General features: G+C 62.6%; 16 protein-coding genes. 8 read left to right on the top strand and 8 right to left on the bottom strand.

All coding sequences use genetic code 11. The features are described 5' to 3' along the window. The first annotated feature begins 3 nt into the window (after positions 1-3). Positions 4-1,104 (top strand): FAD-dependent monooxygenase, encoded by a 1,101-nt coding sequence (locus YH3_RS02560; protein ID WP_064442943.1) that lies wholly within the window; start codon positions 4-6, stop codon positions 1,102-1,104. Here the strand turns inward: YH3_RS02560 and YH3_RS02565 are convergent. Then, positions 1,067-1,633 (bottom strand): GNAT family N-acetyltransferase, encoded by a 567-nt coding sequence (locus tag YH3_RS02565; protein ID WP_064442944.1) that lies wholly within the window; start codon positions 1,631-1,633, stop codon positions 1,067-1,069. The genes YH3_RS02560 and YH3_RS02565 overlap by 38 nt on opposite strands. Then, a complete protein-coding gene (locus YH3_RS02570; RefSeq protein WP_007735953.1) occupies positions 1,630-2,313 on the bottom strand; it encodes a TetR/AcrR family transcriptional regulator in 684 nt (227 codons plus the stop codon). The genes YH3_RS02565 and YH3_RS02570 overlap by 4 nt, the downstream gene beginning before the upstream one ends. Before the next feature lie 102 nt (positions 2,314-2,415). On the opposite strand from YH3_RS02570, the gene YH3_RS02575 reads away from it, so the two are divergent. Genes YH3_RS02575 through YH3_RS02595 form a run of 5 tightly spaced genes read left to right on the top strand, consistent with a single transcriptional unit; the run spans position 2,416 to position 8,074 of the window. Next, on the top strand, positions 2,416-3,606 hold the full coding sequence (locus YH3_RS02575) for a lipid-transfer protein (RefSeq protein ID WP_007735955.1): 1,191 nt from the start codon (positions 2,416-2,418) through the stop codon (positions 3,604-3,606). A gap of 42 nt (positions 3,607-3,648) precedes the next feature. Then, positions 3,649-4,080 carry an SRPBCC family protein gene (locus YH3_RS02580; protein WP_003944139.1) on the top strand — a complete coding sequence of 144 codons (432 nt, stop codon included), beginning with the start codon at positions 3,649-3,651 and terminating at the stop codon, positions 4,078-4,080. A gap of 7 nt (positions 4,081-4,087) precedes the next feature. Further along, a complete protein-coding gene (locus tag YH3_RS02585) occupies positions 4,088-4,963 on the top strand; it encodes a MaoC/PaaZ C-terminal domain-containing protein (RefSeq protein ID WP_058038075.1) in 876 nt (291 codons plus the stop codon). A 41-nt stretch (positions 4,964-5,004) separates the two neighbouring features. After that, a complete protein-coding gene (locus YH3_RS02590; protein WP_007735961.1) occupies positions 5,005-5,871 on the top strand; it encodes an SDR family oxidoreductase in 867 nt (288 codons plus the stop codon). Between the two features lie 4 nt (positions 5,872-5,875). Further along, on the top strand, positions 5,876-8,074 hold the full coding sequence (locus tag YH3_RS02595; protein WP_064442945.1) for an acyl-CoA dehydrogenase: 2,199 nt from the start codon (positions 5,876-5,878) through the stop codon (positions 8,072-8,074). 19 nt (positions 8,075-8,093) lie between these two features. On the opposite strand, the gene YH3_RS02600 is transcribed toward YH3_RS02595, so the two are convergent. The 4 genes from YH3_RS02600 to YH3_RS02610 all read right to left on the bottom strand — a co-directional run bounded on the left by YH3_RS02600 (position 8,094) and on the right by YH3_RS02610 (position 11,268). Beyond that, on the bottom strand, positions 8,094-9,506 hold the full coding sequence (locus YH3_RS02600) for an amidase (protein WP_050655963.1): 1,413 nt from the start codon (positions 9,504-9,506) through the stop codon (positions 8,094-8,096). A 90-nt stretch (positions 9,507-9,596) separates the two neighbouring features. Beyond that, complete coding sequence (locus tag YH3_RS35930; RefSeq protein WP_003944172.1) at positions 9,597-9,755, bottom strand: hypothetical protein; 159 nt, start codon at positions 9,753-9,755, stop codon at positions 9,597-9,599. Positions 9,756-9,898: 143 nt separating this feature from the next. After that, positions 9,899-10,549, bottom strand: a complete 651-nt coding sequence (locus tag YH3_RS02605) for a sterol desaturase family protein (RefSeq protein ID WP_064442946.1) — start codon at positions 10,547-10,549, stop codon at positions 9,899-9,901. After that, a complete protein-coding gene (locus YH3_RS02610) occupies positions 10,546-11,268 on the bottom strand; it encodes a FadR/GntR family transcriptional regulator (RefSeq protein ID WP_030535852.1) in 723 nt (240 codons plus the stop codon). The genes YH3_RS02605 and YH3_RS02610 overlap by 4 nt, the downstream gene beginning before the upstream one ends. A 166-nt stretch (positions 11,269-11,434) precedes the next feature. Here YH3_RS02610 and YH3_RS02615 point away from each other — a divergent pair, with 166 nt between their 5' ends. Both YH3_RS02615 and YH3_RS02620 read left to right on the top strand, forming a co-directional pair. Continuing rightward, a complete protein-coding gene (locus YH3_RS02615) occupies positions 11,435-12,457 on the top strand; it encodes an ABC transporter substrate-binding protein (RefSeq protein ID WP_030535851.1) in 1,023 nt (340 codons plus the stop codon). Then, positions 12,454-13,467 (top strand): ABC transporter substrate-binding protein, encoded by a 1,014-nt coding sequence (locus YH3_RS02620; RefSeq protein ID WP_003944194.1) that lies wholly within the window; start codon positions 12,454-12,456, stop codon positions 13,465-13,467. Before YH3_RS02615 ends, YH3_RS02620 begins: the two co-directional genes overlap by 4 nt. 12 nt (positions 13,468-13,479) lie before the next feature. Here the strand turns inward: YH3_RS02620 and YH3_RS02625 are convergent, their stop codons facing one another. Both YH3_RS02625 and YH3_RS02630 read right to left on the bottom strand, forming a co-directional pair. After that, the gene (locus tag YH3_RS02625; protein ID WP_064442947.1) at positions 13,480-14,931 is read right to left on the bottom strand and encodes an amidase; all 1,452 of its coding nucleotides are present in this window, start codon (positions 14,929-14,931) and stop codon (positions 13,480-13,482) included. A 33-nt stretch (positions 14,932-14,964) separates the two neighbouring features. Next, complete coding sequence (locus tag YH3_RS02630; RefSeq protein WP_030535849.1) at positions 14,965-16,227, bottom strand: amidohydrolase; 1,263 nt, start codon at positions 16,225-16,227, stop codon at positions 14,965-14,967.

The raw sequence follows: 16,227 nt of genomic DNA on the forward strand, positions 1-16,227 counted from the left end.
CCTGTGCCGGAAGGACAGTGCGCGGGAATCGTCGGCGGGGGAATTGGCGGGCTGACGGCTGCCATCGCGCTCCGCAAAGCAGGCTGGGATGTCACCGTGTACGAGCGTGCGTCCGAGTTCACGGAGGTAGGCGCCGCCGTCGTGTTGTTTCCCAACGCTCTGGCAGCGTTGGACGAAATCGGTGTAGGCGAACAGGTCAGGGCGAATTCCTTTCCGTACAGCTCCGGCGCGATCAGGAATCTGCGCGGGCAAAATCTGGTGACGCGCAAAATTGGTGACCTCGCCGGCGGTCGCGATCTGGTGACAATCCACCGCGCCGATCTGATCGACGTGTTGGTTCGCGCAATCCCCGCCGAGTGCCTACGCACCGGAACCAGGGTGACCGGTGTGGGCTGCGGAGATCATGGCCGCGGCGAGATCGTCACCGATGGTGATACCGCTCGATACGACCTTGTCGTTGCCGCGGACGGTGTGCACAGTGCTGTGCGACAGCAGATCTGGGCCGGCGAGGGAACCGTGGAACGGACTGGCGTGTCCGCTTGGCGCTGGATCGTCGATGGTCCACCGCCGGATTTTGTCGGACAGGTATGGGGGATTCGAGGGGAGTTCGGGATTCTCCCGTTGGCGGGCAACCGCACCTACGCTTTCGCGGGTGCGCAACGCGGCGAGAGTCTTGCGCATTTTGCGGACTGGCCCGAACCTGTGTCGCAGCTCGTCGCGAACGCTGACCCGGCCCGCATCATCGAGAACGAACTGCTCGAGATTCGGACCCCGAAGTTGTTGACACGCGGCAAAGTTGCGTTGATTGGCGACGCCGCTCATGCCATGCGCCCTCACCTCGGGCTAGGTGCGGCTTTGGCGATCGAGGACGCCGTTACTCTTGCTGCCTATGCGGACGATCTCGCCGGCTACACAAAGGCTCGACGTCATAGAGTTCGAACTGTTCAATGGATTTCGCGACAGATGTCGACCGTCGTGATGCCGGACAATCGATCGTTAGCGGCGGTGCGTGACGTCGTTGTGCGGTTGACTCCCGACATCCTTGCCTTGTCGGTATTCGGTGTGATCAACCGTTGGCGGCCGAAGCCGATCGAGAGGCACTGACTTCGAAGATGGTTTCCAGACCGTCTTCTTCGTCCCACTGCTCACCGACTTCGCAAAAATTGTACTGGCTGATCAGATTTCGTGATGCGATGTTGTCCGGACTGATGGTCGCTCGAACGGTGTGTACTTCGGATTCGCGACTCGCGACGTCGAGAAGTATCTCGAGGGCGGCCCGTGCGTAGCCCTGGCGCCGGAACGCCGGGTCGATGCGATATCCGACCTCCACCATCCCGCGCGCATCGGGGCGACCGTGGAATCCGGCCAACCCCACCGGCGTCGAGGTGCGGGCATCGACTGCGATGCGGGTGATCCACGAGCTGTCGAGGGGATTCTCTGCTATCTGCTTGCTACGGTAGCGCCACAAGCCCTGGCATTCTTCGCCGAGGAGATACGGGGTCAGGAGGTCGGGTGCGAGTTCCATTGCAAGAGTGGCGTTGTCTTCACCCAGTGCGTGCAGGGCGAGTGATGGAACCTGGACCAGTTGAAGTCCACGTCCGCCGAGTGTCCAGGGTAGTTCGGTGACTGTCACAGGTCGGCGATGGGGGTCGACAGCGTTATGTCGACACCGATGCTCCGGAGATTGCCGTCGAGGACTTGCCAGATGGAGCGTTCGAGGAATTCGGCCAATTCCGCACTGGTCACATCGGAACCCGGCTGGCTGAGCCAACGGTTGACGCTGACGTCGACCAATCCGATGACGCCGAAAGCCAAGGGCTCCGCCATCTTCGACGGTTTGCCACGGCTGGTGAGGATCGTGCCCAACAAATTTCCCAATTGGACGGCGATGGCCGTCTTGGTTCCGGTCACCACTTTCGAACCGGTGGCCCGCGTACTCGGCGAACCCTTGCCTAAAAAGTGGTGCAGTCGTGGATATTTCACAATCCACTGGAGGTAGGTCTCGACGGCCCGTGAGATGGCCTCGCCGACGGTGCCTTGTGGCGTGAGGGTGGGGGTCAGGTCGGTCATCATCATCTCGAGGATGCGGACTCGCAGCTGCTCGTCGAGGTCGGCTCGATCCTTGAAGATCCGGTAGACAACGGAGCGGGGGACGTCGGCGCGCTCGGCGATCTGCTGGACGCCGACGTCGGCGCCACCTTCGTTGACTGCATCGAGTGCTGCGTCGAGGATCCGCGCTTTGCGCTGCTCCTTGTGATCGTTCCAGCGAGTGCTGCGCCCGTCGGGCTGCGCCGACTCGGCTGTTTTTGTCATAAATCGAACGATACTCACCCCGCCATTGACTGGACAAGATGTCTCACATACTTTGGTGGGACAGCGTGTCACACACAGATACCGTTCTCTTCAGGAGTGGCAATGAGTAACAGGGTTTTTGTCGTCGGCGTCGGCATGACGAAGTTCGAGAAGCCGGGAGCCCGCGAGTGGGACTACCCCGACATGGCACGCGAGTCGGGTACCAAGGCGCTCGAAGACGCGGGTATCGACTACACCGAGGTCGAGCAGGCATACGTCGGCTACGTCTACGGCGAGTCCACCGCAGGTCAGCGCGCTGTCTACGAGCTCGGTCTGACGGGTATCCCCATCGTCAACGTGAACAACAACTGTTCGACGGGATCGACCGCGCTCTACCTCGCCACGCAGGCGGTCAAGAGTGGTCAGGCCGACTGCGCACTCGCGCTGGGCTTCGAGAAGATGCAGTCCGGGTCCCTCGGATCCACCTACGACGACCGTGAACAGCCCCTCATGCGGCACCTCCTCGCTCTCGCCGAGCTGCAGGAGTTCGCGATGCCGCCGGCTCCGTACATGTTCGGCGCCGCGGGCGTCGAGCACATGGAACGCTTCGGAACCACTGCCGAGCAGTTCGCGAAGATCGCCGTCAAGAACCACAAGCACTCACTGAACAACCCGTACGCGCAGTTCCAGGACGAGTACACCCTCGAGCAGATCCTCGAAGCACGCCAGATTCACGGGCCGCTCACCAAGCTCCAGTGCTCGCCCACCTCGGACGGATCCGGCGCGGCGATCATCGCCAGCGAAGCATTCGTCGAAAAGCACGGGCTCGCTGCTCAGGCGATCGAGATCGTCGGACAGGCCATGGTCACCGACATGAACAGCACTTTCGAGGACAAGAGCGCCATCAGCCTCGTCGGCGCGGACATGACCCGCAAGGCCGCCGAGAAGGTATACGCCCAGGCCGGGATCACCGCCGACGACGTCGACGTCATCGAACTCCACGACTGCTTCTCCACCAACGAGTTGCTGACCTACGAGGCACTTGGACTGTGCGCCGAAGGTGACGGCGGCAAGCTCGTCGACGCCGACGACACCACCTACGGCGGACGCTGGGTGGTCAACCCGTCCGGCGGCCTTATCTCGAAGGGCCACCCTCTCGGAGCAACAGGCCTCGCGCAGTGCGCCGAACTCACCTGGCAGCTCCGCGGAACCGCGGACAAGCGTCAGGTCGACGGCGCGAAGGTCGCCCTCCAGCACAACATCGGACTCGGCGGTGCAGTTGTCGTGACCGCATACAAGCCCTACGCACGCTGAATCACACCCTCAACCCGCTAGCTACCCACTAGGAGTTTCATCATGGCTTCCGTTTCCGTCTCCGCTGTACTGCCCGCATCCCCCGAGAAGACCTGGGATGCGCTCTCCGACCTGTCGCGCTGGGAGGAGTGGCTCACCATTCACCAGGGCTGGAAGAGTGAACTCCCCACCGAGGTGGCTTTGGGCGCCAAGTTCACCGAGGTCGTCTCCGTGATGGGTATGGCCAACAAGATCGAGTGGACCGTCGAAGAGGTCGAGGTTCCGAAGATGGTCAAGATTGCCGGTACCGGAATGGCCGGCGTCACCGTCGAATTCGTTCTCTCGGTCGAGGCCGACGGTGCGGGTTCGAAGGCAACCGTCGACGCCAGCTTCAAGGGCACCATGATCGTCGGGCCGATCGGCAAGGCAGTTGCCAAGAACGCCAAGGCTGATCTCGAGGCCTCGCTGGCCAAGTTCGCCGAGCTGGTCGGGTAACGGCTCGATGACGACACCGAAGACCAACGCGGTCGAATTCGATACGTCCGGGCTGGACGTATGGACCGATCCGGAGCACTTCGAGGTGACAGCCGAGCGCATCGCCGAATATGCCGCTGCCACCAACGACCCCATCGAGCGACACCTGAAAGGCGAGATCGCTCCGCCGGTCTTCGCGGTGGTACCCGTCTTCATGTCGATGGCACCCGCTGCGCTGTCGGTGGCGCCGGTCGAACTGCTGATGAAGCTCGTTCACGGTGAGCAGGACTTCCTGTTCCACCGTCCGATCTACCCTGGCGACCATCTGGTCGCTCGCGCCAAGCCCATCGGATTCGAGGGCCGGGACAACGGGTCCACCGTCGTCATCTACGTCGAAACCAAAACCGACAAGGGTGAATTGGTCAACGAGCAATGGATGACAGCGTTCTTCCGCAAGGTCGACGCGGGCCCCGGACTGGGCGAGAAGGCTCCCGAACACCGATTCGACGACGCTCTTCGCGCTGGTAGACCCGCAGCGGTGGTGAACCAGCATATCGACGAGGACCAGACGTTCCGGTACTCACCGGCTTCCGGCGATCCGATGCCGATCCACCTTGACGAGGAGATCGCTCGGATGTCCGGGCTCCCCGGAATCATCAACCACGGACTGTGCACGATGGCGTTCACGTCGTGGGGAGCCCTGACCGAACTGGCAGGCGGCGAGACCGAGCGGTTGCGCCGTCTCGCAGTGCGATTCGCGAAACCCGTACTCCCGACACAGGACATCGAGACGGTGTTCTACAAGTCGAGTTCGGCAGACGGAGCCACGTCGTACTCGTACGAAACCAGTGCGGTCGGCGACCTCGTGATCAAGGACGGCCTCGCGGTCATCGCCGACAAATGAGTCTTCATGTCCGACAACTGAACTGATGGGAATTTGAACTGATGGGAAGTCTCGACGGTCGCGTAGCGATCATCACCGGAGCAGGACGCGGCATCGGCCGTGAGCATGCGCTGCTCTTCGCTCGTGAGGGTGCGAGCGTCGTGGTCAACGACCTCGGCGGCGCAAACGACGGTTCCGGTGCAGATGCCGGCCCCGCGCAGCAGGTAGTCGACGAGATCGTTGCCGCAGGCGGCAAGGCCGTTGCCAACACCGACAACATCGCCACCTGGGACGGTGCCGAGGGCCTCGTCAAGCAGGCCGTCAGTGAGTTCGGCCGACTCGACGTCCTGGTCAACAACGCTGGCATTCTTCGTGACGCCTTCATCGCGGGTATGGACGAGAGCCAGTGGGACGCAGTCATTGCCGTGCACCTCAAAGGGCACGCAGCGACACTGCACCACGCTGCCGCATACTGGAAGGACCAGAGCAAGGCAGGCGAGACCGTCAACGCTTCGGTCATCAACACTGCTTCGGCTTCGGGTACCTTCATGCCCAATGCGGGCCAGGGCAACTACGGTGCAGCCAAGGCGGGCATCGCAGCCCTGACGTTGGTGGCCGCTGACGAGCTCGATCGATACGGCGTGCGCGTCAACGCAATTGCGCCGATCGCGCGTACTCGACTGACGCTGGCGACACCCGGTATGGGTGCGCTCTTCGCGGCCGAGGTCCCCGAGGGTGAGTTCGACGCGTTTGCGCCGTCCAACATCTCGCCGCTCGTGGCCTATCTCGCGGCGGCGGACTGCAAGCTCACCGGCAAGGTGTATGCCGTTCAGGGTGGGGCCATCACGGAACTCGCCGGCTGGCACGGTGTGAACACCATCGAGAGCGAGGGTCCCTGGACCACCGCTGACCTCGCAGAACGACTGTAAGCGCATGGCACGCAACGCATACGAACTCGGCCTCGGGCTGAGTGAGGAGCACACCGCGCTTGCAGATTCGGTGCGCTCCTTCGCCGAGCGCACCATCACCACCGAGCAGGTACGCGCGGCCGTGGAGTCGCGGACCGAGGACAAGTTCCCCCAGTTCTGGACGGCACTCGTCGGGCAGGACCTTCTCGGGCTCGCGGTTCCGGAAGAGCAAGGTGGTCACGGCGCCGGCCTGCTGACCTTGGCGGTGGCACTGGAAGCATTGGGCCGCACAGTCTCTCCCGGCCCGTTCGTTCCGACGGTATTGGCAAGTGCCGTTCTCGGTGTCGCCGATTCCAAGGCGGGACCCGAGTTCCTGCCCGGTCTGATCGACGGAAGTCGTACGGCAGCAGTCGCCTTGGGTGCACCGTTTGCGGCCGAGTCGTCGGACGGTGGGTACAAGATCACGGGCGCACTCGACGGTGTGCTCGGTGGTGAGCACGCCGACGTACTGCTGGTTCCGATCCAGTTGCCCGAGGGCGTTCGCTACGCGGTGCTCGAGAGCAGCGCAGTCGCGATCACCGTTCAGGACAGCATCGACGTGCTGCGCGGTAGTGCGCGGATCGAAGCTGACAATGCTCAGATCAGCGCCGAACGGATACTCGACGGTCTCACCGAGGCGCGGGTACGGTCCATTGCCGCAGTCGTTCTCGGCGCCGAAGACGTCGGCGTCATGTCCTGGTGCGTTTCCACTGCGTCGGAGTACGCCAAGACACGCGTGCAGTTCGGGCGACCCATCGGCCAGTTCCAGGGCGTCAAGCACAAGTGTGCGCAGATGGGCATTGCGCTCGAGCAGGCACGCGCCGTTGTGTGGGATGCGGCAAGCGCATTGGACAAGGGCGACGACACGGCAGATTTTGCCGCCGATATCGCAGCAGTCATCGTGCCGGACGCCGCAGTGCAGGTAGCGCAGGATTGTGTGCAGGTCCACGGCGGCATCGGCTTCACGTGGGAGCACGACGCCCACCTGTACTACCGGCGCGCGCTCTCGATCCGCGGCATTCTCGGTACCCGCGAGGATCGTGCCAACCGTGTTGCGCAGCAGGCACTTGACGGTGTCAGCCGGGCTTCGGTTCTCGAACTGCCGCCGGAGGCAGAGGAGATCCGCGGCGGCATCGCGGCCGAGCTTGCCAAGTTGGTCGAGTTCGACGAGGACGACCAGCTGATCGCGCTCGGCGACGGCGGCTGGGTTCAGCCTCACCTGCCGAAGCCGTACGGGCGCGGCGCCGCTCCGCTCGAGCAGATCGTCATCTCCCAGGAAATCAAGGCTGCCGGTATCTCGATGCCGCAGCTTCTGATGGGAACGTGGGCAGTGCAGGCCGTCGTGGCACATGGTTCGGACAAGCAGAAGCAAGAGCTGGCCGTGCCTACCCTGCAGGGTGAGCTGGTGTGGTGCCAGCTCTTCAGCGAGCCCGGTGCTGGTTCCGACCTTGCGTCATTGTCCACGAAGGCCGAAAAGGTCGACGGCGGTTGGAAGATCACCGGTCAGAAGATCTGGACCACGGTTGCGCAGTTCTCCGACTGGGCAATGCTGATCGCCCGCACGGACGCCACCAAGCCGAAGCATCAGGGCATCACCTACTTCGTGCTCGATATGTCGACACCGGGCATCACCGTCCGCCCGCTGCGTGAGATGACGGGCTCGGCGTTGTTCAACGAGGTGTTCCTCGACGACGTGTTCATCCCCGACGAGAACGTGGTCGGTGAGGTCAACGACGGGTGGAACGTCGCCCGGACGACGCTGGCCGGCGAGCGCGTCGCGCTCAGCCAGAAGATGGAGGCGTACGCCTCGGACTCCGATCTGCTGAAGTTCGCGAAGTCGGCAGACCTGAGCCCGATCGGACGCTACCGTGTCGGCGAGCTGGTTGCGGAGAGTCAGGCGATCGATCTCATCGGTTCCCGCGTTGTGCTCAAGCAACTTTCGGGAATCGACGTGAGTACGACGTCGAGCGTCGGCAAGCTGTTGGCGATGAAGATCAGCCAGTCGATTGCCGAGTTCGTCGTCGCCGAACTGGGTGCTGCCGGAGCGGTCAGCATCCCAGGGCAGCCAAGCGACAAGGCGATGGAGCAACTCATTTCGGGCCGCGCCACCACCATTTACGGCGGCACAACCGAGGTGCAGCTCAACGTGATCGGTGAGCGCATGCTCGGATTGCCGCGAGACTGAGGGTATTTACCGGCGAGGCTCAGTCCTGGATTCTTCTCCAGGGCTGAGCCTCTTCCAGTTCGAAGGCCAATTCGAGGAGTGTGCGCTCGTCGCCGAGATCGGCGGAGAAATGCGAAGCCAACGGCAAACCGTTGCTGGTCTGATGCATCGGTAGCGAAATCGCGGGACCACCGGAAATGTTGTTGAGCGGTGTGAACGACGTGTACGCGATCAACTTGTCGAAAAGCTCCTCGAAAGGCTGAGCGGGAGAGAGGTATCCGAGCTCGGGGGTGGTGTGCCCCAGAGCCGGCGAGAGCACGACGTCGTACTTCAAGAACATGGCGCTGTACTGCTGCTGGAGCCGTCGCAGACGGTAGAGCACGCGCGGCGTCTTCACCAGGTTCTTCCGGTACAGCGTGTAGAGGCCCTTGGTGAGATTGTCGGTGCCGGACTTGTCGAAGTCGGGTCCGAGCATTTGTTTGCCACCGGTGGAGATGGCAAACGACAGAAAGCCCCAGTAAATGCTGAAGTCGTCGATGAATTCGGGGCCGACGGGCAGTGCTGCGTCCTCGACATGATGGCCAAGGCTTGCAAGGAGTTCGGCCGTAGCTTCGACGGACTTGCGCGTCTCGTCGTCCGTCTTGGTGACGGTGACGGAATCGGCGATCACGCCGACGCGCAGGCGGGTTGAGCTGGGTCCTTCGATCAAGCGAACCGGTGCGAGTCGCGGATTGCGGTAGTAGTTCTCAGCCGCAGACATCCATCGTGCAGTGTCGCGAACAGTGCGAGTAACGGCGCCCTGGGCGATCAACCGGATCGGCATCGACTTGTCGGCCGGATCGGCGATGGTGCGTCCGCGAGTGGGTTTGAGTCCGACGAGTCCGCAGGCAGCGGCGGGAATGCGAATCGATCCACCGCCGTCGTTGGCGTGCGCGATCGGGAGTACGCCGGCAGCAACAAGCGCGGCTGCGCCTCCCGAGGAAGCGCCCGACGAGTACGCCGGATTCCACGGGTTGTGCACGGGTTCTTCCGTCATGTATTCGGTGGACGCACTGAATCCGAACTCGGGCAGTCGGGTCTTGCCGATCGAAATGGCCCCGGTGGAGAGGAACTGCTTCGCGAAATCGCTGTCGGCTTTGGCGGGGATCGCGGTGAAGGCGGTACTGCCCTGCTGGGTGGGAAGGCCGGCGCTGTCGGTGTTGTCCTTGATCGCGGTGGGGACACCGGCAAAGACGCCCTTGGCGGGCCGGTTGCTCCTGGCGAGGGCACGATCGAAATCAGTGCAGGCCAGACCGTTCAATTGCCCCTGCACTGCCTCGGCGCGGGCGATCGATGCCTCCATGACTTCCCGTGCGGTCACCTCGCCTGATTCGATCCGGGCGGCGACGCCGGTGGCGTCGAGGTCGCCCAGGGCGTCGTCGGTGAAAGCGTGGATGGGGGTGTTCGCGGTCATGGGGATCCTTGTCAGGCGGAGGCACTCAGGTCGTCCGTCCAGCATATTGGACGGACGACCCCTGAGTGGCGCTATCTGTGGATTGCGGTATCAGCTACCGAAGATCGTCACTGCCTGCTCTGCTGCCTGCGGCGCCTGCTGGAACACTCCCTGTGGGATGAACTGCTGCGGAATGAACTGCTGGGGGCCTAACTGCTGGAAGTTCGTGACCATCGGGTGGATGACGTTGTTGAATACATCGTTGAACATGTGTTGTGTCCTTCGGTTACAGCGTTTTCGAACTTCTGACTCCATCGACACTAAGCACGGTTCTGACGAGTTTCAACGAAAATTGCTGATACACAGGCAAGTTCAAGTTCATTGCCAGCTGGGGGCCAGGAATCGGTCTTCCTTCACAGCTTGGACGCTGCGCCGTGCAGGTTCTTGGCTGTCGGGGAGGTCTCGACGGATTTGGGATCGGGGTACGTGCCCAGTACGCGATCGGCAGTTCCCGCGGTGGTGACGGTGAACCAGTAGTGCTCGTTCTTGAAGTGGTGGCTGCGGTGATTGCGCCAAACCGACCGGTAGAGAGCAGTTTTCGGCTTGTAGTCACTGTGGATGAGGAAATGTGTCCACTCGTAACCGAGGCCGAGCACGGAAATGAAGGTCAGGAACGTCAGACCGAGTTCGACGCGGGGAAATGTCAGGAGGGCGACGGCTGTCAGAACGGGAATCACGATCAGGAGCGTCTGCCACGGGATGAAGATGAGTGAGACGGTTCGCGGCGCAAAGTGGTGTTCCCGATGGCTGCGCGCCAGCCGTGAATCGAGTGTGACGCCGGCAATGGTTCGCGGCTTCCAATGGAGAACGAAGACGTGAATGATCCACTCCACGAAGGGGAATGCGGCAAGCATCACGAGCGGAACGAGGGCGTCGGTGATCTGCCAGTTGCCCACTGCGATGCGCGCCGCCGCGGCGGCCAGCAGCATGGTGCCGATCATCCACGGCGTCGGTGACTTGCGGAACGTCCGTGCGGCATCGGCGAGAGTGAGAGGCTTGCTCATGGTTTCAGTCCTTCCAGGAAGGTGAGAGCGTCGCCGATTGCCGTCGTGCCGGTGTGAAGGAGCTGTGCGGCTGACGTCTCGGCAGTTGGCTCGTCGTGTGAAGTGATGGCGGAGGCCAGTTTTCGATACAGGTCGGTCTGGCCGACTTCGGCGACCATGACGGATGCAAGTGCAGTCATAGCCGGCTCGTATGCAGCCCGAAGGCTGTTGAAGATCAAACGGAAGGCAATGGAATCTGCGCTGTCGACGACGACGTCCCAGAACGCCAGAGCGCGGTCTTGCAACTCCACTGGATCTTCGGTGGCGCCTAGTTGATCAACGGCCGCGTCGAGTTCTCGGGCGGATTCCGCGGAGATGCGACGGGCGGCCAGCACAGCGATCTGCGGTCCCATCAACTCGCGAGTTTCCAGGACGCTGCGCACCACGCTCAGGTCGGGGACGCCGTCGCGCACCAGCAGCTGGGGGAGAAGTTCGGGTCCGGCCTGGCGTCGAAAATCGCGCACCGACGTGGACTCGCCCTGGCGGACCTCGACGAGCCCGGCCTGGGCGAGCTTCTGAATTGCCTCGCGGACTGCGGGTCGCGAGACGCCGAATGCCTCGGCGAGCTTGCGCTCGCTGGGTAGCGCCTCGCCCGCAGCCAGCTCTCCGGCCAGCACTTTCACCGAAATCTGGTCGAAGACTGCGCCGGAGGCCGAGGTACGTGCAACGGGTTGAAACATGTACCGACCGTAACCCGCTTATCGGTAAGAGGTCAAGTGGTAATACCAGTTCAACGATTGGCGTCTTGGCGCGAAAGAGATACGTCTTGGCCAAGAGGCTTCACCGTAACGGTGCAGGTGAGAGTAATTTTAGGTAGCCCTAATTCGGATAACCGTCAGGAAACCCATGACATCACTCCTGTTACCGACTCCAGATACCGATGCAGAGTTCGCTCGCGTCGCCGCGGCCTTGACCCGACGCGGCTTTCTGGGTGGAAGTGCCGCCGCACTGTCCATGCTCGCCCTTGCCGGATGCAGCAGTGAGGACGGCGGTGGCGGTGCGGAAGGCGAAACTCGGACGGTGCAGACGCATTACGGACCCGTGGATGTTCCCGTTGATCCGCAGCGCATCGTCGCCGTCTCCTACAACACCCCGTGGCAGTTGCAAGCCGTCGGCGCCCGACCCGTCGCGACGCTCGACTACAGCGCGTACATCGACCAGTTCACCCCGACACAGCAGAAGTTCATCGACGGCTTGTCCACGGTGGGGGTTTTCCTCGAGGTCAACCGCGAAGCCGTCGTGGCTGCCGCGCCTGATCTCATTGTCGGCGATGCGTACGAGATCGACGAGGACATGTTCCGCGAGCTCTCGAAAATTGCTCCGACAGCGGTGTATTCGGGCACGAACCGATCGGATTGGCGCGCTGTCGCCGAGGGTGTCGCAGACGCGGTCAACAAGGGTTCGGCATTGACGTCGAATCGCGAGAAGTATCAGGCGATGCAAGAGCGAATCCGCACCGAATACGCCGCGCAGCTTGGCGAGAATCGGTGGGCCCAGGTTGCTATCGGTGGTTCGGAAGGGCACTTCTCCATCTTGTATCCAACCGGAGTGACCGGCGCGATGCTCGCCGACCTGAACGTGACCCGCGGCGAATTCATCCCGGACCTGCGCCCAGCCACCGGCTTCGAAGCCTTCCCGCTCGAACAACTCGAAATGCTGCGGGACGTCACCGTCGTCATCTACCCGAAGCAGCCGAACGGAACTGATTCTGCAGGAATGAAATCCGTCTTCACCAGCCCGCTGTGGAGCCGCATTCCGGCAGCAGCTTCGGGCCGGGTATTCGGAATCAGCACTCAGGTCACCGACTACGGCACTGCAATCAACTGGCTCAACGAACTCGAAACCGGCGCTTTGGAGGCACTTTCATGACATCACTTCTATTGCCCACCGCTGACACCGATGCCGAATTCGCTCGCATCACCGCAGCACTTACCCGACGCGGTTTCCTCGGAGCCGGTGCCTTGGCGGGGATCGGATTGCTCACGGCCTGCGGAACCAGCTCCGGTGAATCGGCCGAGGGTTCGATGCGCACCATCAACACGGCTCTGGGGCAGGTGGAAGTGCCCACCAACCCGCAACGGGTGGTCAGCGCCGATTACTACACGGGCCCCGCGATGTTCGACGCCGGGTTCACACCGGTCGGATTGCCGGTCGACTACGAGAACGCCGACGGCGTCCCGGAACCCTATGCGTCCGCTCTGCGGTCTCTCCCGAAGGTGGGACGCTGGTACGAGCCCAACGCCGAGGCGATAGCGGCTTTGTCTCCCGACCTGATCGTGATGACCAACCTGCTGTCGGAGAACAACCCGGATCTTTACGAGCAGATCCGGTCGATCGCACCGACCGCGGTTTTTGCCGAGGACGGGCAGTACGCATGGAAGGAGCGCGCCTTCGGAGTCGCGGACGCGCTGAACCAGAGCGCGAAGGTTCAAGAGTTGGCAGATCGGTACGAGGCGCGGATCGCCAAGTTCCGCAGCGACAACGCTGATGTGCTGAGCAAGGTGAAGGTCGTCTACACCACGTACTTCGAGGAGAGTGGTTTCTCGCTGTACTCGCCGACCAAGTATCAGACGACGGTCATCAGCGAGGCCGGGTTCCAGTTCAACGACCGTTCACTCGCAATTCCCGCCGGCAGCAACGAGTGGTTCCCGAGGGAGCAGTTGGAGCTACTCGACGAGGCCGACGTCATCATCACGAACAGTGGCAAGGGCCCCATCAACGAGAAGTTGGCGAACGACACCATCTTCCAGCGTCTGCGCGCCGTCAAGAATGATCAGGTGTACTCGTTCGACTACGAGGGCGTCGCGTCCTTCGGTTGGGCCCTGACATTCCTCGAGCAGTTCCAGCCGATCGCTGAGGAGATCAGAGCCAAGCTCTGATCTCCTCAGCAATCAAGAGGACGCCGGCGTCACCACATTCAGCTTCGGTTGATGCTGGTCGGTGTATGCCCACGGGCGGATCTTCTCCAGTGCTTTGCCGATCCGGAACACGGTCGGTTCGTCGTACGTATGGCCGACGATCTGGACGCCCGTGGGAACGCCGTTGTGTGCGTGTCCACTCGGCACCGCCAATACGGGGCACCGATTGGCGACGTTGAACGGCAATGTGAGAAGTGCTTCGGCGGTGTTATTCACGTGCTGACCCGCCACAGTGAGGCCGTCGAGCAAAGACTCGCCTGCCGGGAAGGCGATGGTGCCCGAAGTCGGGCAGATCAGCGCATCGAAGGGAGCCATCGCCTCGGCGAGCTCTCGTTGCATTTGGGTTTCCTTGCGAAGGCCGTCCAGAAATGACATTTCCGCAGCGCCCTTCGACGTGATCGCGACGTTGTCGAGCGTGTAGTCGGCAAGAAGATCACCGTGGACGCGAGCAACTTCCGCGACGGATGCACCCATGATCGTTCCGAAATGGACTTTCACCGCTGCTGCCATCGAATCACGAGTCCACGGCAACTCGATCTCCTCGACGATCGCGCCGGCATCGACCAACGACTGTGCGAGAGCCCGGGTGTTCGCCTCGATGTCAGGCTCGATGGGGAAGTCACCGAGCCGCAGGCACAGGGCAATTCGCATTCCCTCGACCGACGGGTACTCGTGTGGCAGCGTGATCGCCGGCCTCAGGGAAGAATGGTCACGCGGATCCGGCCCGATCAGAACGTTGGCCAAAAGAATTGCGTCGTCGACAGTTCGGGCCATCGGACCGTCGCCACGGTAGGAATCCATGGACAGCGGGGCGACCCCGGCGATACGCCCGTACGAGGCCTTGAGACCGACGGTGCCGGTAAAGCCTGCCGGGCCTCGCGTCGACCCGCCGATGTCGGATGCTGTTGCCAGAGTAGTAGTTCCGGCGGCCAGTGCGGCGCCGGCTCCTCCGGATGAACCTCCGGGGCTGTAATCGAGGTTCCAGGGATTGCGGGTCACGCCCCACAAAGGAGAGTGTGTGAATGCCGCGACGCAGAATTCCGGTGTCGTCGTGCGTGCGTGAATCAGACCGCCTGCTGCCAGAACTCGGTCGATCACCGGTGCGTTCTCGCGGGCGATGTTGCCGCGCCCCGCCAGAGAGCCTTCGGTCAGCGACTTTCCGGCAATGGCATGTTTTTCCTTGGCAGCTACCGGAATTCCCTCCAGTGGCCGCGGGTCGGGTCCTTGGCCGCGATACCGGCTCTCGGCATCCCGGGCGCCTGCGAGTGCCTCGTCGAACATCTCTTCGGTGAAGGCATTGATGTGAGGTTCGAACTTCTGAGTTCGGTCGATGATTGCCTGTAGCAGTTCGACCGGAGACAATTCCCGCGCGCGAAAGTGAGCAATGGCTTCGGTGGCGCTGAGGTAGTGCAGTTCGTCTGACATGACGTTATCTCCCTGGGACAGTATGCGTGGGAATCACGCGCTCCGCGCAAGGGCTCCCAGCGCGGCCGCGGTCATGGCTGTAACACCTTCGGGTAGGGCCGCGGCGGGATCTGGGGCGAAGCGCGGTGAATGATTCGACGGCGTGCCGGGTGGTATCCGTCCCTCGGCGAGCGCGGCAAGGGCGGTTCCGTCGAAACTTTGAAGTGCCGTTCCGCCGAAATGCCAGAATACGGAGGGGCATTGGGCGGCGGTGCCGAAGATGCCGAAGTCCTCGCTACCCGAAAGTGGTTGTGACAGAGTATGCATTCCCAAGCCGGCCTGTCGCAGGTCGGACATCACCGTGGACGTGGCGTCCGGAGTGTTGACCGTGGCCGGAAAGCCGTTGTACGCATGAACGTCCGGCTGTTCGACGGCGCCTGCCCCGTCAGCTTCTGCGCGAGCGATCCTGCCCACCGATTCGAGCATGTGATCTCGCGACGATGCACTGAAAGTTCGCAGGCTGAGTAGCAGTTCGGCGTCGTCGGCAATGATGTTCGCAGCTGTGCCGGCGTGCAAGGCTCCCACCGTGAGCACAGGTGCTGTCGGGGTTGCCGCTTCATGAGCGACCAGACTTTGAATGCGCAGCGCGAAAGACGCTGCCATCAACAAAGGGTCGATGCATGCGTACGGTGAGGACGCGTGTCCACCACGGCCGTGAAAGACCACTCGTATCGTGTCGGATGCTGCCATCAAGATGTCGGGTTTGCTGACCAACATCCCCGCCGGAGTCGGGCCCACGTGCTGTCCCAGGCAGAGGTCCGGTCGTGGGAAGCGGTCGAAGATTCCGTCGTCGACCATCGCACGAGCGCCGGAGCCGGTCTCCTCGGCAGGCTGGAAGACCGCGACAACAGTCCCGGTGATCGATGTCGGATCCGCGGAAAGTGCTGCGCACGTGGCAAGCAGCGCGGTTACGTGGACATCGTGGCCACACGCATGCATGACTCCATCAGTTCTGGAGGCGTAGGACAGACCGGTGTCTTCTGCCACCGGCAACGCGTCCATGTCGGCGCGTAGCAGGATCACCGGACCGCTGCTCCCTTCGAGAACACCGACGACACCCGTACCGCCGACCCCGACCGTGACGTCCCAGCCGCCGATTCGCCGAAGTTCCTCGGCAACAATTGCGGCGGTGCGAGTTTCGTCGCCGGACAACTCGGGGTGTGCGTGTAGGTCCCGGTAGAGCTCGAACCAGTGCGGCTCGACGGTTCGCAACCGCGACGGGTCTCCGAACTCGAGATTCGAAAGCAGTTGATTCAT

The sequence above is a fragment of the Rhodococcus sp. YH3-3 genome (assembly GCF_001653035.1).
Taxonomy (GTDB): Bacteria; Actinomycetota; Actinomycetes; order Mycobacteriales; family Mycobacteriaceae; genus Rhodococcus_F; species Rhodococcus_F qingshengii.